The organism is Austwickia sp. TVS 96-490-7B, assembly GCF_019331795.1.
In the GTDB taxonomy this organism is placed as follows: Bacteria; Actinomycetota; Actinomycetes; order Actinomycetales; family Dermatophilaceae; genus Austwickia.
Genome location: NZ_JAHPZL010000008.1, coordinates 636,919 through 657,818, shown reverse-complemented (window position 1 = coordinate 657,818; position 20,900 = coordinate 636,919). Strand labels below are relative to the sequence as shown.

The 20,900-nt window shown below is 63.6% G+C and carries 22 protein-coding genes and 4 tRNA genes; 16 read left to right on the top strand and 10 right to left on the bottom strand.

Features of this window, described 5'->3' with window-relative positions; all coding sequences use genetic code 11:
* Positions 1-71 precede the first annotated feature (71 nt).
* The 5 genes from clpS to KEM60_RS13465 are packed head-to-tail and all read left to right on the top strand — an operon-like array spanning position 72 to position 3,140.
* Entirely contained in the window at positions 72-362 is a 291-nt protein-coding gene (clpS, locus tag KEM60_RS13485; protein WP_219108075.1) for an ATP-dependent Clp protease adapter ClpS, read from the top strand.
* Between the two features lie 20 nt (positions 363-382).
* Positions 383-1,069 (top strand): DUF2017 family protein, encoded by a 687-nt coding sequence (locus KEM60_RS13480; RefSeq protein ID WP_219108074.1) that lies wholly within the window; start codon positions 383-385, stop codon positions 1,067-1,069.
* 58 nt (positions 1,070-1,127) lie between these two features.
* Positions 1,128-1,934 (top strand): glutamate racemase, encoded by an 807-nt coding sequence (gene murI, locus KEM60_RS13475; RefSeq protein WP_219108073.1) that lies wholly within the window; start codon positions 1,128-1,130, stop codon positions 1,932-1,934.
* Between the two features lie 55 nt (positions 1,935-1,989).
* Entirely contained in the window at positions 1,990-2,757 is a 768-nt protein-coding gene (locus KEM60_RS13470; RefSeq protein WP_219108072.1) for an MBL fold metallo-hydrolase, read from the top strand.
* Positions 2,758-2,777: 20 nt separating this feature from the next.
* On the top strand, positions 2,778-3,140 hold the full coding sequence (locus KEM60_RS13465; protein WP_219108071.1) for a pyridoxamine 5'-phosphate oxidase: 363 nt from the start codon (positions 2,778-2,780) through the stop codon (positions 3,138-3,140).
* On the opposite strand, the gene KEM60_RS13460 is transcribed toward KEM60_RS13465, so the two are convergent.
* Positions 3,127-3,855 (bottom strand): response regulator transcription factor, encoded by a 729-nt coding sequence (locus KEM60_RS13460; protein WP_255574629.1) that lies wholly within the window; start codon positions 3,853-3,855, stop codon positions 3,127-3,129. The two genes, KEM60_RS13465 and KEM60_RS13460, sit on opposite strands and share 14 nt — an antisense overlap.
* Positions 3,856-3,886: 31 nt before the next feature.
* Positions 3,887-3,968: transfer RNA gene (locus KEM60_RS13455), tRNA-Leu, on the bottom strand.
* 72 nt (positions 3,969-4,040) lie between these two features.
* Here KEM60_RS13455 and rph point away from each other — a divergent pair.
* From rph to KEM60_RS16765, 4 genes are all read left to right on the top strand, one after another.
* Entirely contained in the window at positions 4,041-4,787 is a 747-nt protein-coding gene (rph, locus tag KEM60_RS13450) for a ribonuclease PH (protein WP_219108070.1), read from the top strand.
* Positions 4,784-5,437: an RdgB/HAM1 family non-canonical purine NTP pyrophosphatase gene (gene rdgB / locus KEM60_RS13445; RefSeq protein WP_219108069.1), complete on the top strand. Its 654-nt coding sequence runs from the start codon at positions 4,784-4,786 to the stop codon at positions 5,435-5,437. The genes rph and rdgB overlap by 4 nt, the downstream gene beginning before the upstream one ends.
* Before the next feature lie 44 nt (positions 5,438-5,481).
* Positions 5,482-6,531: a hypothetical protein gene (locus KEM60_RS13440; protein ID WP_219108068.1), complete on the top strand. Its 1,050-nt coding sequence runs from the start codon at positions 5,482-5,484 to the stop codon at positions 6,529-6,531.
* A gap of 129 nt (positions 6,532-6,660) precedes the next feature.
* Entirely contained in the window at positions 6,661-8,280 is a 1,620-nt protein-coding gene (locus tag KEM60_RS16765) for a 26S protease regulatory subunit (RefSeq protein ID WP_304502187.1), read from the top strand.
* Between the two features lie 37 nt (positions 8,281-8,317).
* Here the strand turns inward: KEM60_RS16765 and bcp are convergent, their stop codons facing one another.
* Positions 8,318-8,782: a thioredoxin-dependent thiol peroxidase gene (bcp, locus tag KEM60_RS13430; RefSeq protein WP_219108067.1), complete on the bottom strand. Its 465-nt coding sequence runs from the start codon at positions 8,780-8,782 to the stop codon at positions 8,318-8,320.
* 151 nt (positions 8,783-8,933) lie between these two features.
* Between bcp and KEM60_RS13425 the strand changes: the two genes are divergently transcribed.
* Both KEM60_RS13425 and KEM60_RS13420 read left to right on the top strand, forming a co-directional pair.
* On the top strand, positions 8,934-9,197 hold the full coding sequence (locus KEM60_RS13425) for a DUF3618 domain-containing protein (RefSeq protein WP_219108066.1): 264 nt from the start codon (positions 8,934-8,936) through the stop codon (positions 9,195-9,197).
* 239 nt (positions 9,198-9,436) lie between these two features.
* Positions 9,437-9,820 carry a co-chaperone GroES gene (locus tag KEM60_RS13420; RefSeq protein ID WP_255574628.1) on the top strand — a complete coding sequence of 128 codons (384 nt, stop codon included), beginning with the start codon at positions 9,437-9,439 and terminating at the stop codon, positions 9,818-9,820.
* A 71-nt stretch (positions 9,821-9,891) separates the two neighbouring features.
* Here the strand turns inward: KEM60_RS13420 and KEM60_RS13415 are convergent, their stop codons facing one another.
* Both KEM60_RS13415 and tdh read right to left on the bottom strand, forming a co-directional pair.
* A complete protein-coding gene (locus tag KEM60_RS13415) occupies positions 9,892-11,103 on the bottom strand; it encodes a glycine C-acetyltransferase (protein WP_219108065.1) in 1,212 nt (403 codons plus the stop codon).
* Positions 11,104-11,139: 36 nt separating this feature from the next.
* Positions 11,140-12,189 carry an L-threonine 3-dehydrogenase gene (gene tdh / locus KEM60_RS13410; RefSeq protein WP_219108064.1) on the bottom strand — a complete coding sequence of 350 codons (1,050 nt, stop codon included), beginning with the start codon at positions 12,187-12,189 and terminating at the stop codon, positions 11,140-11,142.
* Between the two features lie 225 nt (positions 12,190-12,414).
* Here tdh and KEM60_RS13405 point away from each other — a divergent pair.
* Positions 12,415-12,490, top strand: a tRNA-Lys gene (locus KEM60_RS13405).
* Positions 12,491-12,618: 128 nt separating this feature from the next.
* On the opposite strand, the gene KEM60_RS13400 is transcribed toward KEM60_RS13405, so the two are convergent.
* The 4 genes from KEM60_RS13400 to orn all read right to left on the bottom strand — a co-directional run bounded on the left by KEM60_RS13400 (position 12,619) and on the right by orn (position 15,245).
* The gene (locus KEM60_RS13400) at positions 12,619-13,440 is read right to left on the bottom strand and encodes a MerR family transcriptional regulator (protein WP_219108063.1); all 822 of its coding nucleotides are present in this window, start codon (positions 13,438-13,440) and stop codon (positions 12,619-12,621) included.
* Positions 13,441-13,580: 140 nt separating this feature from the next.
* The gene (locus tag KEM60_RS13395) at positions 13,581-14,216 is read right to left on the bottom strand and encodes a copper resistance CopC family protein (protein ID WP_219108062.1); all 636 of its coding nucleotides are present in this window, start codon (positions 14,214-14,216) and stop codon (positions 13,581-13,583) included.
* A 131-nt stretch (positions 14,217-14,347) separates the two neighbouring features.
* Positions 14,348-14,423 (bottom strand) — tRNA-His (locus tag KEM60_RS13390).
* Positions 14,424-14,606: 183 nt separating this feature from the next.
* On the bottom strand, positions 14,607-15,245 hold the full coding sequence (gene orn / locus KEM60_RS13385) for an oligoribonuclease (protein WP_219108061.1): 639 nt from the start codon (positions 15,243-15,245) through the stop codon (positions 14,607-14,609).
* Between the two features lie 202 nt (positions 15,246-15,447).
* Here orn and KEM60_RS13380 point away from each other — a divergent pair, with 202 nt between their 5' ends.
* Together KEM60_RS13380 and KEM60_RS13375 are read left to right on the top strand one after the other, a co-directional pair.
* On the top strand, positions 15,448-16,722 hold the full coding sequence (locus KEM60_RS13380; RefSeq protein WP_219108060.1) for a PrsW family intramembrane metalloprotease: 1,275 nt from the start codon (positions 15,448-15,450) through the stop codon (positions 16,720-16,722).
* 123 nt (positions 16,723-16,845) lie between these two features.
* Positions 16,846-16,919: transfer RNA gene (locus KEM60_RS13375), tRNA-Arg, on the top strand.
* Positions 16,920-16,955: 36 nt separating this feature from the next.
* Here KEM60_RS13375 and KEM60_RS13370 read toward each other — a convergent pair.
* Entirely contained in the window at positions 16,956-17,210 is a 255-nt protein-coding gene (locus KEM60_RS13370) for a hypothetical protein (RefSeq protein WP_219108059.1), read from the bottom strand.
* A 228-nt stretch (positions 17,211-17,438) separates the two neighbouring features.
* On the opposite strand from KEM60_RS13370, the gene KEM60_RS13365 reads away from it, so the two are divergent.
* On the top strand, positions 17,439-19,145 hold the full coding sequence (locus tag KEM60_RS13365) for an ABC transporter (RefSeq protein ID WP_219108058.1): 1,707 nt from the start codon (positions 17,439-17,441) through the stop codon (positions 19,143-19,145).
* Positions 19,142-20,830: a GTPase gene (locus KEM60_RS13360; protein WP_219108057.1), complete on the top strand. Its 1,689-nt coding sequence runs from the start codon at positions 19,142-19,144 to the stop codon at positions 20,828-20,830. Before KEM60_RS13365 ends, KEM60_RS13360 begins: the two co-directional genes overlap by 4 nt.
* Positions 20,831-20,900 lie beyond the last annotated feature (70 nt).

Sequence of the window (20,900 nt, the reverse complement as noted above, 5' to 3'; positions counted from 1 at the left end):
TCAGTTCGTAGTGGTCGGTGCGGAGTGCCGTGCTGGCTGTGCTGGTCACGGGCACACTCTATTGTGGTGGAATGTCGATTGCCCCCGTTGGTCAGGAACTCGAGCTGGCGGAGTCCACCCCAGACCTGGCTGCGCCGTGGGTCACGATCGTGTGGAACGACCCGGTCAACCTGATGAGTTATGTGACGTGGGTGTTCCGGAGCTATTTCGGATATTCCGAAGAGAAAGCTCAGTTGCTGATGCTTGATGTGCATCATCGGGGAAAAGCAGTGGTGGCCAGTGGACCCCGGGAGCAGATGGAACGCCACACCGAGGCGTTGCACGGTTATGGCCTGTGGGCGACCTTCGGCAAGGACGAGTAGAGGCAGAGAGGGGATCCGGGATGGCGTATGCGTTCAACCGGGAGGGTGACCACTATGTGGGGAAACTTGATCCCGAGGAGCGGTCCCTCATCATCTCGTTGTTTCAGCAGGTGCACGAATTAGTGGCACCGCCGACAGCAGCCCCGGAGGGCGGGGACGAGTTTGAGATGATGTTGCGCCAAGCCGGCCTGGCCCGCCTCGGTGATGAACTCGATGGGATGGTGAGTGTTCCAGGGTCGACCGAAGCGGCACCACTGCCTGCGATGCCGGTCCCCACGTCGTACGACGATCTCGACGACCCGGAGCGTGATCCCGCCCTGGATCGGCTGCTCCCGGACGGGCATCGTGACGACCCTTTGGTTGCTGCAGAGTTCCGTCGGATGTCTGCTCCTGGACTGCGGGCCCGCAAAGCGACGGTGATCGCCACGGCCATTGAGGCATTGCGCGACGAAAAAGACCCGAGGGTCGCCCTGGATGAGGAGCAGGCTCGGAGCGTGGCGGTGGCATTGACCGATGTCCGACTGGTGGTGGGCGAGCGTCTCGGGTTGCGCACAGACGCTGACGGTGACCGGCTGGAACGAGATCTGGCACGGGGGCGTCTCGACGCTGGGACAGAATGGTTGATGGCGGTCTATGACTTCCTCACCTGGCTTCAGGAAAGCCTCACGAGTGCCATGCTCGAAGGCTTGGATGAGGACACCGCCTGAGTGGAGTCCGCTCCAGGGCGGTCTGAGGGGTTGTCGACAGCGGCCTATAGTCGTCGTCGTGGTAGACGCTCCGATCGGTATCTTCGACTCCGGCTACGGCGGCCTGACCGTCGCCAGGGCAGTGCTAGACCAACTCCCTTATGAGTCAGTGTCATACATGGGTGATACGGCCCGGGCGCCGTACGGGCCTCGTCCGATCGCACACACCCGACGCTATGCGTTGGAATGCCTTGACACGCTCGTCGACCGAGGCGTCAAAGTTTTGGTCATCGCCTGCAACACTGCGAGCGCGGCCGTCCTGCACGATGCCCGTGAGCGGTACGACGTCCCGGTGGTGGAGGTGATCCGTCCTGCGGTACGTCGAGCGGCTGCTGCGACACGTAATGGGGTTGTCGGGGTGATTAGCACTCGGGGGACTCATGACAGTCGCGCTTATCCGGATGCGTTTGCTGCTGCGCCGCACTTGCGGGTGGTCAGTCAGCCTTGCCCCCGGTTTGTGGAATTCGTTGAGCAGGGTGTCACTGGCGGTGATGACTTGTTGGCTGTGGCGCACGAATATCTTGATCCGGTCGCTGCGCGGGGGGTGGACACATTAATCCTCGGGTGTACGCATTATCCGCTGCTGACCGGGGTGATTAGTTATGTGATGGGTGATTTGGTGACTTTGGTGTCCTCGGCGGAGGAGACGGCTAAGGACGTGTATCGGGTGCTGGCTGATCTGGGTCGGCTTCGTGCTGCCGACGCTGGTGATCCTCGTCATGAGTTCGCTACCACTGGGGATCCGACCGAGTTCGCTCGGTTGGCTCGGCGGTTCTTGGGGCCAGAGGTCCAGGACGTCACTGCTCGCTCGACTCGAGTGTCATGACTTCTCACGGCGCTGGAGTGTCCTGTCGCTGGCGGCTGATGGGCGGGTGGGGGTGATGCGGCTGATCTCGGTGGGGTGTTCGGGGTCTCTTCCGGGGCCGGGGTCGGCAGCGTCGTGTTATCTCGTCCAGGTTGACGATACGGAGCGGCGGTGGACGATGGCCCTCGATCTGGGTAATGGATCGTTGGGGCCGTTGCAGCAGGTCATTGAGCTGGAGGAGTTGGATGCGGTGGCGGTGTCGCATCTGCATCCCGATCATTGTGTGGATCTGTGCTCGTTGCATGTGGCTCGGACCTATCGTCCTGGGTACGCACCTGAGGCTCGTTTACCGGTGTGGGGGCCGCCGGGGATTTCCCGACGGATAGCGGGTGCCTATGGCGCCGACGGTCCTGAATCGATCGATAGCACTCTTGATTTTCGTGAGGTCAGCCATCTGGATGAGATCACCGTGGGGCCGTTTCGGGTCGTGTTTTTCTCCATGACGCATCCCACGACGACATTTGGGATGAGAGTCGAGGCTGATGGGCGGACCTTGGCTTATACCGGTGATACCGATGACGGGCCGTGGCTGCGTGATCTGTTGCGGGATTGTGATCTTGCGTTGATGGATTGCGCCTATGTTGAAGGTCGGGATACGGCACGTGGAGTTCATCTGACGGGGTTGAGGGCGGCCCGTGCGGCTGTTGAGGCGACCGGCGTACGTCGTCTCATGCTCACCCACCTGCCGCCCTGGAACGACCCGCAGATCTGCCTGGATCAGGCGGCCCAGATCTGGCCGGGCGCTGTCGAACTCTGCCGTCCGTTGACGACCTACCACATTTGAGGGTCGCTTACGCTGCACTTATGACCATCCCGGTACCTCTGGATGACTTGGCTGCGCTCCTGGATCGATACGGCGCAGGCTATCTGTTAACCACGTCTGGCGCGGGCCGGGTCAAGGTGGTCGCCGTCGACCCGGTGGGCGTCGGTGGCGAGGTGCTGATCTCGACCGCCAGCAGCGGCAGCCGCGCCAATATTGCTGAAGAACCTCAGGTCACCGTGATGTGGCCGCCTCTGATGCCGCATGGCTACACCTTGATCGTGGACGGCGTCGCTCGATGTGAGCCCGAGACGATTGTGGTCAGGCCCGGACATGCCATCCTGCATCGCCCATCTGCGCACGCCGACGGTCCGTCAGCACCATATCCGCTGGTCAATCCGGTATAACCAGGCGGTAGCCTACGCCGCGGTCACTCACCACCGACGGGGCTCCCTCAACTCGGTCTAGTTTGGCGCGCAACCGATACACCGCTGTTTTGACGACACTTGCAGCGCCGGTGTGATCACGGGCATGACCCATCGCCTCAATCAGATCCATCGGATCGACAGTGCGGCCGACCCGGTCACTCAACGCCATCAGCAACAGGAATTCCCCTGGAGCCAGATGAACCTCCCGACCCCCCGCAGTCACCCGGTGCCGCCGCAAATCCAACGACAGGCTGCCCAGACGGCGCTTCTGGGCCCCATTCCCACACGGATCCCCGCAGTCGTGACGTCGCAGCACAGCTGACACCCGCAACGCCAACTCGCGGGGGCTAAACGGTTTGGAAACGTAATCATCAGCGCCCGCTTCCAGCCCGGCGACCCGATGATCGATCTCTGCGAGCGCCGTCAACAGGATCACTGGGATGTCGTATTGCTCACGGATTCGTCGGCAGAAATGCAGCCCTGATTCTCCGGGCATCATCACGTCCAGGACCACCAGATCCACCCGATGAGAGCAGACCAGATTCCAGGCGTGGCCGGTGTCAGCGGCGGTGTACACGCGCATGCCGTGCGTTTCTAAGGTGAAGCCAATCAGCGATGACATCCGTGGCTCGTCGTCGACCACGAGGACCACCGGGGCCTTTGACCCCGACCCGTCCCGCGACAGGTCCGCCACGGGATGTCACCTCCATCAGCTGCTCCAGCAGTGCGGGAGAAGGGACTCGAACCCTCACGCCTGTCGGCACAGGAACCTAAATCCTGCGTGTCTGCCAATTTCACCACTCCCGCGCAGGGTGAAGTGTACGACGACTCCCTCGGAGGCGAGCACAAGCTGTCAGGGTGCGTCGATATGGTGGGGCTATGACCCGACACGATGGCCGAGCCAACGACCACCTCCGCGACATCCGCATCACCCGTCACTGGCTCGATCACGCCGAAGGTAGTGTCCTGGTCGAGTTCGGTCGTACCCGGGTGCTGTGCGCGGCGAGTTTCACCGAAGGCGTCCCCCGATGGCTCAAAGGCCAGGGGAAAGGCTGGGTCACGGCGGAATACGCGATGCTGCCCCGAGCGACCGGCACCCGCAGTGATCGCGAGTCGGTCAAGGGAAAAATCGGCGGACGCACCCATGAGATCTCCCGACTCATCGGCCGCTCCTTGCGGGCCGTGGTCGACACCACCGCTCTCGGCGAAAACACCATCGTCCTGGACTGTGATGTCCTCCAGGCCGATGGCGGTACGCGCACCGCGGCGATCACCGGGGCCTATGTCGCGCTCGCCGATGCCATCGCGACCGGAAAGTCCCGCCGCGCAATCCGCCCGGCAGCGCAGGTCTTGACCGGTTCGGTCGCTGCGGTCAGCGTCGGTGTCGTCGGAGGAGTGCCGGTCCTAGACCTGGACTATGTCGAAGATGTCGACGCGGACACTGACATGAACGTTGTCATGACCGGGGATGGTCGATTCGTTGAAGTCCAGGGCACCGCGGAAGGCGAACCGTTCGATCGCACTCTTTTGGACGGTCTGCTGGGCCTAGCTGGTATCGGCTGCTCCCGGTTGACTGAGCTCCAGCAGGAAGCGCTCGCCGCTGACCTGACCGGCGGTGCTCGATGAGCCCGGCTGTGGCCCGCAGGCTGGTCCTGGCGACCCGAAACCCAGGCAAGGTCGGAGAGTTGCGCGACATCCTTGCTGACGTCCTGACAGAGCTCCAGATGGACCTGGTGGGCATGGAGGCCTTCCCGGAAGTCGCAGATGTCGTGGAGACCGGTGTGACCTTCGCGCAGAACGCCACGATGAAAGCCACGACAGCCGCGGCCGCCACCGGTCTTCCGGCGCTGGCAGATGACTCTGGCTTAGCTGTCGACGTGTTGGGAGGTTCACCAGGGGTGTTGAGCGCTCGGTGGGCGGGGCGACACGGTGATGACTCGGCAAATCTTCAGTTGCTACTGGCTCAGCTCGCTGATGTCCCGGAGGAGCACCGTACGGCGGCGTTTGTCTGTGCGGCCTGTCTGGCGGTCCCGTCAGTCGATCCCGCCACGGCAGAAGACCCGGCGGCATGTCGCACGGTGGTGCGTGAGGGTCGGATGCCCGGCCGGATCACTCGCGCCCCACGGGGGAGCAATGGGTTTGGTTATGACCCCATCCTGCAGATTGAGGATGGGCGCACCAGCGCCGAGCTTTCCCCAGCGGAGAAGAACGCGCTGAGTCACCGCGGCCAGGCGTTCCGGTTGTTGGCGCAGGATGTGCGGGAGCAGCTGAGCTAGAAGACGATTCGTGTGCAGAGCGGGCGGTTCCTACGATGGACGGCGTGCCGGTGGACAACCAACGGGTCGTGCAGCGTGCTGCGCTGCTGATCCAGGCCGGACGCTACGACAGCGCCTTAGCCTGCCTAGACCCCGCTTTGGCTCGCAGCCCACAGGATGTGTTCCTGCACCGGTTGGCGTGCGAGGCCTGTCGATGTAGCGGAGCGGCGAAGCGAGCCTTGGAACACGCCGAGGTGGCGATCTCGCTGGCACCTGACGACCCGATCAGCCATGTCGATTTGGCCTATTCATTGCGGGACGTCGGAGATCACGAAGCGGCGTACCGTGCGGCAATCGAAGCGGTGCGCCTGGACCCTTCGGACTGGCTGCACCATCATGCAGTGGCGTTCACCGCGACGGATGTGCCCGGCGCGGAGGAGGACGCCCTGCGGGCAGCGGCGGAGGCGGTGCGCTTGGCACCTCATGAGCCGCAGGCGCATCTGGCTGCTGCTGATGCCCGGTCGGCATTGTTGGATGATCCGGTACGGCGGGCGGAGGCGTTGAGCCACCTTGAGGAGGCTTTGCGCTTGGATCCGTCGAATCCCAACGCGCAGCGGGCCTGGACGATTGTCTCGGCAATTGGTGGTGACCGGACCCGGAGCTTGTCGGATGTCTCCGCGACCACTCCTCAGGAGATCGCGATGATCAATCAGGCTGCTCGGGATCTGGTGGCCAATGCGCTCCGGGCCCGTTACCGCAGTGACGCGTTCATGATGGTGTTCATCGCGGTGTTATTTGTGCCCTCGCCGGAAGTGTCGTGGTTCTGCGCCGTGGTGGGTTGTCTGCGACGTTTTTGGATCGGTAACCAGGACAGAGGGTTTCTGCTGGGGGTGCTGGGCCCGGAGGACGGACCTGTGATGCGTCGTTTTCGTGCCGACGAGCCGATCTTGGCTCGGGGGGTGGATCGGTTGCGATGGTTCCAGATCGCTTATGTCTGTTGTGCGCTGCTCCCGCCGCTGTTGTTGATCCCGGCGTTGTGGGTGTTAATCATCCGGCCGTGGCGGGGCACATCAGGAGTATCGATACCGGTCGAAGGGACGACATCGGAGCTGTGAGAGCGGTGATGACCTCGTGATGTGTGAGGCCAGGGTGGCATAGCGGGATCGCTGTTGTCAGAGAAGTCACCAGAGGTGCTCACCTCACCTGAGGGTGCGTTGTCAGGAGTAGGTCGTAACCTGGTGCGGGTGAGCACCTCCGACCCCCTGATCGCCAGCCTGACTGCGGCGGTGACAGCAGCTCCGGACGATGTGCCGTTACGGGTACATCTGGCCGAGCTGCTCTTGGCTGTCGGTGAGACCGGGGCAGCGATTGGGCATGCTGCGGCAGCGCTGCAACGCGACTCAGGTCATAGCGGAGCCCAACGCGTCATGCAGGCAGCGTTAGGCGGAGGCGCCGGACTCGGACCAGCCGGGATGCCGATGCCCACTCAGGGGCCCATGTCGGCGGCGCCGCCTCCAGCCCACCACGCTGCCGCCCCACCGATGATGCCGCAACCGCCGGTGATGCCGTCGGCTCAGGGTCAGCAGGTCCCCCCCGGAATGTCCATGCCACCTGGCCAGGGCATGCCCCCGTCAGGGCCCATGGTGCAAAACACCGCGATGATCCAACCAGGACATCCGGCACCAGCGGCCGGAATGCCTCCGGCAGCTGCGGCGCCCCCCGTTCCGATGTCGCCGCCGACATCCTCCATGCCGAAATTCATTTCCGGCCCCTCGCCTGCGGCTGGTCCTATGGGTCACAGCTCACCTGGGACATCTCCGCCGGTCAGCGCACCGCCGTACTGGCAGGAGCGAAGCGCGCCGTACCGACCCGATACGGCGTCGTACACCGGTTTTGACTGGAGCAGAGCCGAGTCGGAGGTCGCGGATTTAGCGCAGCCGATGTTTGTCAACCATGCGATGACGAGCCACGCTGTGGACAACGCGGCCTGGGACGTCGAAAGCAGCGCCATCACCCTCGCCGACGTCGGCGGGATGGAACACGTCAAAGAACGTCTGCACGTGGCTTTCCTTGCGCCGATGCACAACCCGGAGTTACGCCGGCTATACGGCAAATCCCTGCGCGGCGGCTTGCTGCTGTACGGGCCTCCGGGATGTGGGAAAACCTTCGTGGCCAAAGCCGTTGCGGGGGAGCTGGGCGCGAAGTTCATCTCAGTGGGTCTGTCCGATGTCCTGGACATGTGGATTGGCGCCAGTGAACGCAATCTGCACGACCTGTTTGAACTGGCTCGGCGGGAAGCGCCAGTCGTGATTTTCCTCGACGAGATTGACGCGCTCGGACAGAAACGCGCCTCCATGCTGAACACGGCGATGCGGACCGCCGTGAACCAACTCCTCACGGAGCTTGACGGGATCTCCGGGGCCAACGACGGAGTCTTTGTCCTCGCCGCCACCAACCAGCCCTGGGATGTTGACCCGGCGTTGCGTCGCCCTGGACGACTGGACCGCACCGTGCTGGTCCTGCCCCCTGATGAGCCAGCCCGACGGGCCATCTTCCACTACCACCTCAAAGACCGCCCAGTGGAGGGCATCGATGTCGGTGTGCTGGCCGCGCATACCGAGGGATATTCCGGTGCCGACATCGCCCACATTTGCGACTCCGCTGCTGAACGTGCCCTCATGGACGGGGTCCGTTCAGGCGCGCCACGACTGATCGGCATGGGAGACGTCATGACGGCGCTGGGGGAGATCCGCCCGTCAATCGGGCCGTGGTTGGACGCTGCCCGTAACGTCGTCGAATTCTCTGGAGCTGACGGGATGTACGACGACTTGCGCGCCTATTTGCGCGCCCACCGGCGACGCTGACTGCTCGGGTGCCGCCGGTAGGAGCGCAGAGGGTAACTCAGACCGCCAGCAAGCGTCGGAGCATCGCCACGTGACCGGTGGCCTTGACGTTGTACCTCGCCAGGGTGATCGCACCCCTCGGATCGACGACGATGGTTGACCGGATCACCCCCACCACGGTCCGACCGTACGACGACTTCTCGCCATACGCGCCGTACCCCTGCAGCACCTGCTTGTCCGGGTCCGACAGCAACGGATAGGGCAGGGACTCTTGAGCCGCGAACCGGGCTAATTTTTCCGGGGAATCCGGAGAGATGCCCACCACCTCATACCCGGCGGCCTGCAACGCCTCAACGCTGTCCCGGAAGTCACACGCTTCGGTGGTGCAACCCGGAGTCATCGCTGCCGGGTAGAAGAACATGATCAGGTGACGGCCGGCGTAGTCACTGAGAGAGACCTGCTTCCCGCGGTGATCGGTGAGGGTCCAGCTCGGGGCGGGGTTTCCGGGCTCGAGGCGTGGCATGGCGCTCTTCTTTCTCCTGGGCGCGGATCATCACGGACCACGGTAGGTTAGTGCAGACTCGACGGTTCCGCCCGGGGCGCGCTCGAGAACCGTACGGCCGGCAGACCGCAGGCGAGGTGGGATGTCCCGGGCCACGCAGGAAGGACAGCACATGAGCCAAGAAGCTCGTAGCCCCCGTGATATCGAGGACGACATCGAGGCTACGCGCACCCGATTGGCCTCGACGATAGACGAGCTGGCCTATCGCGTGAAGCCGAACGTGGTGGCCCAACGTCAGAAGGACGTGGTGGTGGCCAAGGCCCAAGAAACGTTCATGACTCCTAACGGCGACTTTCGCATGGACCGTATCGCCGCGGTAGCACTCGGCGTGGCTGTGATCGTCGGGATCGGGATCTACCGCAGGATGCGCCGCTGACTGTGATGACACTGCGCGCCGTCCCCGCCGGGCGCGCTGGCCCCGGTCTCGGCCGGAGAGCTCACTCAGGGACGTGATGGCCGTCAACCACGATTGGCGGCCATCGTCCTTGTGCGGGGCGCTGTCGGGGGTCATTCAGAGGCTGTGCCGACCCATGTCGCGCCCGACGTACGGCGTCCTTCGGTCCCGAGAGCAGTTCTGTTCGCTGCCAGACCAGCGGTGCCCGTAGCGTGGGACACATGAACCAGCCGACGTACGACGCCGACCCCTCGGCGAACGGGACATCCACCCGTCGCCGCGCCGCCACTGAAGGCGGACTGGCCATCCGGATGCTCCACGACCGGGTGTTGCTCTCTGACGAAGGAGAACAGGGGGAGCGTCAAACTGGCGGGGGACTTATCATCCCGGCCACCGCCCAGCTGGGAAAGCGGCTGGCCTGGGCGACTGTGGTGGCCATCGGTGCCAGCGTGCGCCAGGTGCGCCTGGCCGATCGGGTGCTCTACGACCCTGCGGAACGCGCCGAAGTCGAATTGGACTCCCGCCAGTATGTCCTGCTGCGGGAACGCGACCTCCATGCCGTGTCCACCCCGGAAACCGACGAGGAGACCGGGCTGTATTTGTAACTGCTTTCACAGATCACCGAGTAGGGATGGTGACCATTGTCACCATCCCTACTCGAAGACATCGACGGATGTCAGCTCCCCGTGACCTGGGCTCGAGCCGCGACAAAAGCTGCGACGCAAGCGCGGACATCGTCTTGGCTGTGTGCAGCGGACAATTGCACCCGGATCCGGGCCTTGCCCTTGGGGACCACCGGGTAGGAGAACGCGATGACATAGACGCCTTGCTCCAGCATCGCGTCAGCGATCTGTGCGGCGGTCCGGGCCCCCTCCTCTCCGGGGAACATCACTGGCACGATGGCATGCTCGCCGGGAAGCAGATCGAACCCGGCTTGCGTCATCAACTCTCGGAACAGCACTTTGTTGGCGTCCAATTGCTGCCGCAGGGCGTCTGAATTCCGGGCCAGATCGATGGCTTTCATCGAGCCAGCTGCCACCGCCGGGGCCACCGCATTGCTAAATAGATACGGGCGGGCTCGTTGCCGTAGCAAGTCGACCACTTCCTGCGGACCGCTGACATACCCGCCGCTGGCTCCACCGAGCGCCTTACCTAACGTCCCGGTGATGATGTCGACTCGGCTCATCACGTCGAACAGTTCATGGGTGCCTCGGCCGTGTTCCCCGACAAAACCCACCGCATGCGAGTCATCAACCAGCACCAAAGCGCCGTACTCCTCGGCGAGGTCGCAGATCTGCGGCAACGGCGCATAGTAGCCGTCCATCGAAAAAACGCCGTCAGTGACAATGCACATCTGCCGCGTCCCGGACGCTTTCGCAGCCTCCAACTGAGCCCGCAAATCGGCCATATCCCGGTTCTTATAACGGAACCGTTGCGCCTTGCACAGTCGGATGCCGTCGATGAGAGAGGCGTGGTTGAGCTCATCGGAGATGATCGCATCTTCCTCACCGAAGAGCACCTCAAACACTCCGCCGTTGGCGTCGAAACAGCTGGAAAACAGAATCGTGTCCGCCATGCCTAAGAAGTCGCTGATCGCGCCCTCCAGGTCTTTGTGGAGTTCTTGAGTGCCGCAAATGAACCGCACCGAGGCCATGCCAAAACCCCAGTCGTCGTACGACGCTTTGGCAGCAGCCACCACCTCCGGATGATCTGCCAATCCCAGATAGTTGTTGGCGCAGAAGTTCAGCGATGCCGCCTGTCCCGCGGCGGTCGCCGTCTGAATATGAGCAGACTGGGGGGTCGCTAGGCGGCGTTCGTACTTAGTCAAGCCAGCATTGTCGATTTCCTGCAGGGTGGTGGCGAGTCGGGCTCGCAGGTCGCCGTACATCGTGGTGGTCGTCCTTTCCGTCGTTTCGTACGCCGGTCAGCGCGTGAGATCCATGACCACCTTGCCGCACTGCCCACTGCGGGCGGCGTCAAAGGCGTCCTGCCAGTCCTCAAAAGCGACCTTATGTGTGATCACCGACGTGATCGACTCCCGCAGGGTCGGGGACGTCTGCAACATCGAACTCATCGCATACCAGGTGTCGAACATTTCCCGACCGTAAATGCCTTTGATAGTGATCATGTGAGTGATCACCTTGCCCCAATCAATCGGGTACGGATCCTTTGGTAGTCCCAACATCGCCACCCGGCCACCATGGTTCATGTTGTCGATCATGTCGTTGACCGCAGCAGGGGCTCCCGACATCTCCAAGCCGATGTCAAAACCTTCCTTCATGTCCAATTCCCGCTGAGCTTCCCGCACCGACGTACGGGTCGTGTTGACCACCATGTCCGCGCCAGCCTTGCGGGCCAGCTCCAACCGGAAATCGGAGAGGTCAGTGACCACGACGTGCCGTGCGCCAGCATGCCGGGCGATGGCCGCAGCCATCACCCCGATCGGGCCAGCACCAGTGATCAGAACGTCCTCACCGACCATCGGCCACTGCAACGCCGTGTGCGTCGCATTACCGAACGGGTCAAATACGGCACCCAGGTCAGGGTCCAAATCGTCCGGCTGCACCCAAGCGTTCGTTGCGGGGATCACCACATAGTCAGCGAACGCCCCATCCCGGTTGACCCCGATGCCCTGAGTGTGAATGCACACATGCCGCCGACCAGCCCGGCAGTTACGACACGCCCCGCATACGACATGCCCCTCGCCAGAAGCCCGCAACCCCGGGCGGAGCCTGCTGTGGTCGCTGACCTCCGACCCGACCTCGACGATCTCACCGTAAAACTCATGGCCGATCGTCAGCGGAGGCTTGACTGTCGCCGCCGCCCAGTCATCCCACTGCTCCAAGTGCAGATCCGTGCCGCACAGGCCGGCCCGCATCACCTTGATCTTCACATCGGTGGGTCCGCACACCGGCTCGGGGACCTCGCGCAGCTCCAGGCCAGGTCCGGCGGTCGCCTTCACCAATGCCCTCATCGTTGGCTCCTTTCGTGGCGGGCGCACCCGGCGGTTCACACCCGGGGCCCAGCGTCCGCGTCGACGCTACGCCCCGGATCGTGGTGGCCGGGGCGGATTCCGTCAAACTGACTGGGTGTGCCGTCCTGCACGGATGTCCAAGCGATGACCTGGTTGCCACGTCAAGTCTCTGACCAGCGGATTTCATGATGGCAGGCACGGTGCTATAAGGTTTTACCTGTCAGCGCGCCATTAGCTCAATTGGCAGAGCAAGTGACTCTTAATCACTGGGTTCGGGGTTCGAGTCCCTGATGGCGCACCATATTGATAGAAAAGGTGAGGTCTTCGGGCCTCACCTTTTCTGCTGTGCTGAGTGATTGCTGATCGATACCTAGAGCACTCTCCGCCGAGATGTGCGTATCAGTCAGTAGCGCTGATGGAAACGGCTGCTCATCGGGTGGAAGAAGAGACGGTGAAAGACATCTCTACCGCAGGGTTGGATGCGTGTGGACTCAGGGTTGTTTGCCGAATCTCGACATCTCCAAGAACGAATCCCCGTTCAGCGACCGCGTCGAACAAGCACACGACTGCGGGATGAAGCGACCTTTCATGAGGCTCTGCACCCTCAGGTGATTGCCACGTGATCGCCAGTTCCGTGCGGGCCGGGAGGGTGGCGGAGAAGGTGCCAGGCCCACAATAGCCCTCAGACACTTCACGAACAGTCGGCCAGCAACACCAGACTTCAGTTGTTCCTTGGTGGTCGCAGCGCAGCGCGGTCCAGAACTGCCCTGCCGGGCCGAGCCCCAACTCCTGCAAGCGCAAATACAGCTCTGCGCACACCTGCTCTGCGTCTTCTTGCGTCGACGAGTTGTTCTCGCCCACTGGTAGATAGAGGGCCTTCCCGACGTACGGCTGAGCTGCCATCGTCCGCACCGTCGCAGAAGCCGGTGCTGCTAGAGCGCGAAGCATGGCATCCGCTGCCTCGAATGCCTGATCCTCAAGCATGCGCTGCTCAAGGATGTGGCGCCGATGATCCGCTAGGGCGGAATTGAACGCCCCTGAGCGAAACGCGGCAGCCACAGCGGGGAGAGGTACGCCCGCGTCACGCAGGGCACGGATCATGACTCCGTGCCTGACTTGCTCCTCGCCGTACCTGCGATATCGGGAACTCTCCGCGACGCCGGCCGGAACCAGCACTCCTGCCGAGTCGTAGTGGCGAAGAGCTTTTACTGTCAATCCGGTCACACCTGCGAATTCACCGATCTGCAGCATGCCTCCACGATCCTGTCTCCCCCTACGGGAGGGTCAAATCATGCGACACCATCTGGCAGGTCATTTCATGTCTTTCCGTGCGGATGACATGTCGACCCTTCCGTGTCCTCGTGGTTTCTGGAGTTTTCCTGGCGGGAGGCTCAGCTGTCGCGGCGCTGTTCCCGGCGGACCATTCGTACCCCGAACCAGATGAGGAGCGCTGCACACCCCCCGAGGACAGCGACGATCGACAGGACCAGGCCGCCCTTTCCGGGCTCCGCGTTAGACGTGGCCGAGTGGTCCGCCGTACCCGTAGTGGCTCCCGACGACCCGGACGACGCCCCTGCCGGAGAGGCCCCGTCATTGGAGGATGGGGCAGGGCCACCTTTTCCCACCGTGAATGCAATCTTGCCGTCTACCGGGTGTCCGTCCTTGCTGACGATCCGATAACGCACCTCAATCCGCCCCTGGCCTAGCCCTGCCGGGAGAGGGGCCGTCACCTTTGCGCCGGAGACTGCTGGAGTGACCGAGCGGGGAGCCCCATCTGGACCGGCCACGATGACCTGAGAGAAGTCAGCGTTGATCTGCTCGTTAAACACCAATTCCGCAGCGGCAGGCATCGTGTCCACCGTCGCGTCGTTCGCTGGGGTCGAACTGACCAGTTGGGAGTGAGCCAGAGCTGCTGGAGCTGTAGCAACCCATGCTGGAGGCGCTACAAGCAGTAGTGACGAGGCAAACAGGACAGTGACCAGGTGGCGGTGAAGCCAGGACCAGGACGGTGCGATGCGGGGCGTCATCAGGCGACTCCGGGCGCTGCTGAGGAAAGGATGGGACCTGACCATCCTGCCTCAGCGGCCTGATCGAGCCGTAGGAAGGGGAAAAGTGAAAGAGCGCCGCCTCAAAAAATGAGACGACGCTCTTTCACCCGTGGGGTGAGTGACGGGACTCGAACCCGCGACCACCTGGACCACAACCAGGTGCTCTACCAGCTGAGCTACACCCACCAAGTCACCGCTTCCGCGTTCTGCGGAGCAGCGGCGACTATCGTACCCCGAATTTTGGGGTGCTTATGACCACCGAGGCAGCGAGGCAGCTCTGACCGTGCCTGACCAGCCTCAACAGGGCCGGTGATGAGGTCCGTCGGGCGGAGGGGGAGGGGGATGCAGTGGCCAGTGCCCCGGAGAAAGTCAGCCCCCCACGGAGGGAGTGACCACGTGCCGAGCTGCGATCTCCCGACACTGCTCACTCGTGGGCCCAGGCTGCGGCACGAACACCGCCTCGCGGTAGTAGCGCAGCTCGGCGATGCTCTCCCTGATGTCCGCGAGTGCTCGGTGCCCGCCGTGCTTGGCTGGTGCGTTGAAGTAAGAGCGCGGGAACCACCGGCGAGACAGCTCTTTGATGGAGGACACGTCGATGATCCGGTAGTGCAGCCAGCTCTCCAGCTCGGGCATGTCTCGAGCCAGGAAACCCCGGTCGGTCGCCACCGTGTTGCCTCCGAGAGGAGCTTTCCCTGCTTCTGGCGCAAACTCGCGGACGTAGGCGAGCACCTGCTCTTGTGCTTGTGCGATCGTGACACCTTCAGCGAGCTCGTCCAGCAGGCCGCTGTTCGTGTGCATCTGTCGCACAAAATCGTTCATCTGCTCCAGGGCGGCATCATCTGGTCGGATCACGAGGTCCACCCCGTCGCCAAGCTGATTGAGGTCGAAATCAGTGACTAAGGCGGCGACTTCGATCAACGCGTCATCGGTGAGGGACAGCCCGGTCATTTCACAGTCGATCCACACGATGCGGTCGGTCAAGGACTTCTCAGAGGATGTGCTGCTCATTGCTTCACCCTACGTGGCGTGGGCCTTCCCTGATGGTGCCCTCAGAATTGCGGTGCGGTCGGATCGTGTCGACGTGGACCATCGGTTTCTCTCCTGAAGGGACAGTCCGCGCGATGTGGATGGATCGGCGTACTGTATGCGCGGCGATATTGACGTCACGACTGCCGAACGCAGGGGGAAGAAGATGCAAGGGTACGGCCACATGCCGCCGCAGCACCCGGGATGGCAACAGCAACCTGCAGTGCCAGGAGTGGGCCACGCCATGTGGGGTCCGGTGCCTGATTCTCATCAGCAAATCCAGGTGCAGGCGCCCTTCGGTGCGGTGATGATCCACCCTGCGGAGCCGGGGGTCTATGGGTCGGGGCATGGTCCGCGCACGGCCCGACCGATGCTGCGTCGCTGGGGCTGGATCGGTGGCTTGGGGGTGCTGTTCTTCGTCGGGGCGTTGTTTATTTTGTTGACGTTGGGGGAGGACGTCGGTCGCGGCGGTGTCGTCGTCGGCTTGATGTCCGCGTTGCTTCCGCTGATGATCGTGGTCCCTTCGGTGCTGTGGCTCGATCGATTTGAAGCGGAGCCCACCCGCTACCTCGTCACCGCTTTCCTCTGGGGGGCCTGTGTGGCGACGGCGGTGGCAATGATCGTTAATTCGACCTCCACAGGGATTATTGCGGAGAATGTCGGGGAAAGGCAGGCGTCCATCACGGGGGCAGTGGTGATTGCGCCATTCGTGGAGGAGACCCTTAAAGGACTGGGTGTGCTGCTGCTGCTCATTATGCGGCGGCGCGAATTCGATGGCATCATTGATGGGATTGTTTACGCCGCCCTCTGCGCCGCTGGTTTTGCCTTTGCGGAGAACATCCTTTATTTCGGGAGGGCCTATGCTGAGGGTGGCACGGGCGGAGTGGTCGGTCTCGTTGTCCTTAGGGGGCTGCTCAGCCCGTTTGCCCATCCGTTGTTTACCGGATTCACCGGCATCGGACTAGGAGTGTTTGCTTCTCGTCGCGGCCCCTTCCGATACTTTGCCCCAGTCCTGGGATATCTGATGGCGATGACCCTGCATGGCTTATGGAATCTTGCTGCAGTGTCCATTAGAGGCGGCTTCCTCCTCGGGTATTTATTCCTGCAACTGCCAATTTTTGTCGGCATGATTATTTTTGCGGTGTGGATGCGTCGCCGAGAGGCACGCGTGGTTTGTGACCACCTCGCCGGGTATATCGGCCACGGTTGGTTTACTGGACCGGAAATCGCCATGCTCGGCGACATGTCTCAACGTCGTCGTGCCCGTGAGTGGGCCAGCCGTCGCGGCGGCTATCAGGCAGCAGCGGATATGCAGCGGCTCCAGGACCAGGCCACTGAGCTGGCCTTGTTACGTCAGCGGATTTCCCGAGGCACCGGTCCTGAGGATGCAGCAGCCGTCGAGCAGGCTCTCTTGGAGGAGATCTCCTGGCTACGTCAGCGCCTCTACAGCCTCGGATGAGAAAGAAAGGAACCGCCCTGACGATGACGTTCTGAGGATCGCAACGCGACGCGCGTGCTGGGGTAGTGACCGATCGGTCCATCGACCCCGCTACACTGCGCTGTGTGTCGCTCAGCGATACATGCCCTCGTAGCTCAGCTGGATAGAGCAAGAGCCTTCTAATCTCTAGGTCGCAGGTTCGAGTCCTGCCGGGGGCGCCGCGGGACCACCCGCAGGGTGATCCATTGAAAAGATCATCCGGCGAGTGGTAGTAGTCCGGCCCGATAGAGCATCTGCTCGGCCCATGGGTCACAGACGCCGTCGCGCCGGAAACGCTCCCGCTGGGCGAAGAGCCACTGTTGAGGGTCGGCCTGAGCGACAGCGAGAGCCACCCAGTTCGCCTGCTGCTCCACCATGTGATAGACGCGGTCGTCCGCCTCGGCGGTGTCGGAGAAAGGTGCGCGAGTGCTCGACGTGGGTGGGCCGGCCAGGCCACGGGGCGAGTGCATGAAAACCTCCGATGACGCCACCGCTCAAGCGAGCGGAGTATGGACGGTCGTCCGATCGGCCTGTGGGGGTGTGACGTGAGATTTCCCGGTCGTGGATTCTTCCGCCCGCGTCGGACGTCGACGCCACCGGAAGCGCCAGCAGAGCCGGTGACTGGTGCGACGGTCACCCTCGCGGCGCCCTCGGCGCGGCACGTTGGAAAAGCTCGGCCGAGCGGACACGATGAGCCCGTGACCCACACGGTGACCACGGACGCTCTGGTCGCTGCCGTGCGTGCCTTGCGCGCCGAGATCAATCGGGTGCAGCTTCCTTTGCACATCGACGGAGCGACTCACGCGCGCCGTGAGCTCGCGGCCGTCCGTGCCCAACTCGACGACTATCTGGTGCCTCGCCTGACGCATGTGGATGCTCCGGTGCTGGCTGTGGTCGGCGGATCCACCGGTTCGGGCAAATCAACCTTGGTCAACAGCCTGGCTTGTAGCCTGGTCAGCCGCGCCGGAGTGTTGCGCCCCACCACCCGTGCGCCGGTGCTGGTGCACCATCCCGAAGAGGCCTTTTGGTTTGTGGGCAGCCGAATTCTGCCCGGCCTGACCCGGGACCGCACTGGTGACCCCGACCATCAAGATCCCTCGTCAATCCGGTTGGTTGCTGCGGATGCTCTGCCACAAGGAGTGGCGTTGATTGACGCGCCAGACATTGACTCCGTGGTCGAATCCAACCGTGATCTGGCCCGTCAACTTCTCTCGGCCGCTGACCTGTGGCTTTTTGTCACCTCGGCGTCTCGGTACGCCGACGCCGTCCCGTGGTCGTTCCTCCACCAGGCAGCCGAACGGGGCACCTCCGTGGCCATCGTGCTCGACCGGGTGCCTGCTGAGGCCTTGGTGGCGGTGCGTGACCATCTCAGCGGGATGCTCGCCACCGAAGGATTACGGTCGGTGCCGATCTTCAGCCTCACCGAATCCCCGCTCGGTGAGGGCGGGATGCTCCCAGAACGACAGCTAGAGCCGTTGCGTGACTGGCTGACCACTCTCGCCACCGATTCCCGCGCCAAAAATGTCGTCGTACGACGTACCTTGTCTGGCGCGCTGGACGCACTTGATGTCCACGTGCATGCCCTCGCCGACGCGTCATCCGCGCAGGTGCAAACGGTCGAGCAATTACAGGCGATTGTGCAGTCCAGTTACGGCGAAGCGACCCGACGGGTCCAGGAAGAAGCTGCCGATGGATCCTTGCTGCGCGGTGAGGTGCTGGCCCGGTGGCAGGAGTACGTCGGCGCTGGAGACCTGGTGCGATCGTTCGAAGCAGCTGTCGGGCGGCTACGAGACCGGGTGACCACGGCTCTAGGTGGGAGGCCAGCTCCCACCGCTGAGCTAGGAGTGGCTTTGCAGGAGGGATTGCACCAGTTGATCCTCGCCCATGCCGAAGCGGCAGCACTGCAAGTCAGTCGCCGTTGGTCGAGCGTCCCCGGTGGAGAAGACATCGTCACCGACCACCCAGACCTCGACCGGTTGCCCGCAGACCTTCCTGCCCACGTCACCGAGCTGATCCAGCAATGGCGGACCGATATTCTGGATTTGGTCCGGGCTGAAGGCAAGGACCGCCGTACGACGGCACGGGTCCTATCCTTCGGGGTCAACGGTGTCGGAGTCGTCCTGATGTTGGCGGTGTTCAGCCACACCGTTGGGGTATCTGGCGCTGAACTGGGTATCGCTGGGGGCAGCGCCCTCCTCGCCCAGAAGATCTTGGAGGCGATCTTCGGTGATCAAGCGGTCCGAGAGCTCACCACGGAAGCCCACCAACGGCTCCTGGAGCGGGTCAGCGCCCTCTACGCGCGCGAGCAGGACCGCATCCTGGCAGCGTTGACCACCATCGACCTCGCAACCGACACACCCGAAAGGCTCCTGAAGGCGGCCGCAGCTGTGAAGGCTCAACGATGAGACGACGCGAACGACACGCCCAGACACCAGTCGACCCCGCAGCTGGGCTGCGGACCGCGGTCGCCGGACTCACCAGTGCCCTCGACGCAGGCGGAGACCAGCTCCCAGCCGTCCACGTCGCCGACGCCGAACGAGCCTTGCGCAAAGCTTCCGAACGACTATCTCTATCCGGAGACCACACCGTCGTCTCCCTCGCCGGAGCCACCGGCACAGGCAAGTCCTCCCTCTTCAACGCCCTCGCCGGACAGACCGTCTCCCAAGTGGGGGCGCTACGGCCCACCACAAGTCGAGTCACTGCTGCCATCTGGGGACACGACGCGCCAGACAGTCTGCTCGACTGGGTCGGCGCCGCCGTACGGCACCGTGTGCCCACCACCACCTCATCACCGTCCCCCGGAGCCTCCGCCGACCACGCTGCCACCTCCACCGGGACAATCGACCCCACCGGCCTCGTCCTGCTGGACCTCCCCGACATCGACTCATTCGTCGCCGAACACCGCGAAGACGCCGACCGCGTCCTCGAACTCACAGATGTCTTCGTCTGGGTCGCCGACCCCCAGAAATACGCCGATGCGTTGTGGCACGACACCTACCTCCGCGCCGCAGATCGCCACCAAGCCGTCACCCTCGTCGTCCTCAACCAAGCCGACCGGGTCGCTCCTGCGGAAGTTCACGCCTGCCGGGAAGATCTCCGCCACCTCCTCACCGACGACGGATTAACTTCCGCGGAAGTGCTCGTCACCTCCACCCGCACCGGTCAAGGCGTCGGAGAACTCCGCGACGCCCTGTACGGCGCCACCCACGCCGCTACCGCCGCCCGCGCCCGACTCGTCGCCGACCTCCAACGCCAAGCCGACACCTTGGCGCCACACGTCGGCGCCAACGAACCAGGCATCGACATCACCCTTGATGACGACCTCGTAGACACCCTCTGCCGTACGGCGGGGATCCCCGTCCTCGTCGACAGCGTCGCCGCCGACTACCGCAGGCGAGCCGCCGCCCTGACCTCATGGCCGTTCCTGGCCTGGACCAACAGGCTCGGCCGTGACCCATTGACCCGCCTTACCCGAGACACCAAGGGCGAAGCCGGCGAAGACGTGGCCCACCTGCTGGCACAACGGACCCCACCCTGTCCCAGCCCCACCGCTCGGGCGGCCGTGGACCGAGCCACTCGATCATTCGGAGCCCGGGCCGCCCACGGACTCCCTGGCCGCTGGGCCCAAGCCGTGCATGACGCCGCTACCCCTGACGAACACCGCCTCGCCCGAGCGCTCGACGACGCCGTCACCGTCACCCCACTCACCGAACGCACGCCTTTGTGGTGGTATCTGGTCGCGACCTGTCAATGGCTGTTCGCGCTCGCGGTCGTGGCCGGCGCCGCCTGGTTTGCGCTCCTCGCCGTGTGTGGGATCTTCGGCATCCCCACCCCAGAGGCACCTGAGGTGAGCTCTATGCCGATCCATTGGCTGCTCCTGGCTGTCGGAGTGACCGGTGGATTAGTGCTAACGCTGGCCGTGCGCCCCATAGTGGGATTCGCGGCGCGTCGCCGGCGGGAGCGGGCGCACACCCGGTTGCGGGCCGCCGTGGTGCAGGTCGCCCAGGACGAGCTGGTGTCGCCAGTGACTGAGGTGCTGGAACGGCATCGACGTACCCGCGAGCAGTTGGCGCTGGTCCGCTCGGTCTGAACGGCGACCCCGAGGTAGTCCACAACCCTGCCAGGGACTCCGAGCTCATCCACAGCGTTCTGGCCGGCGG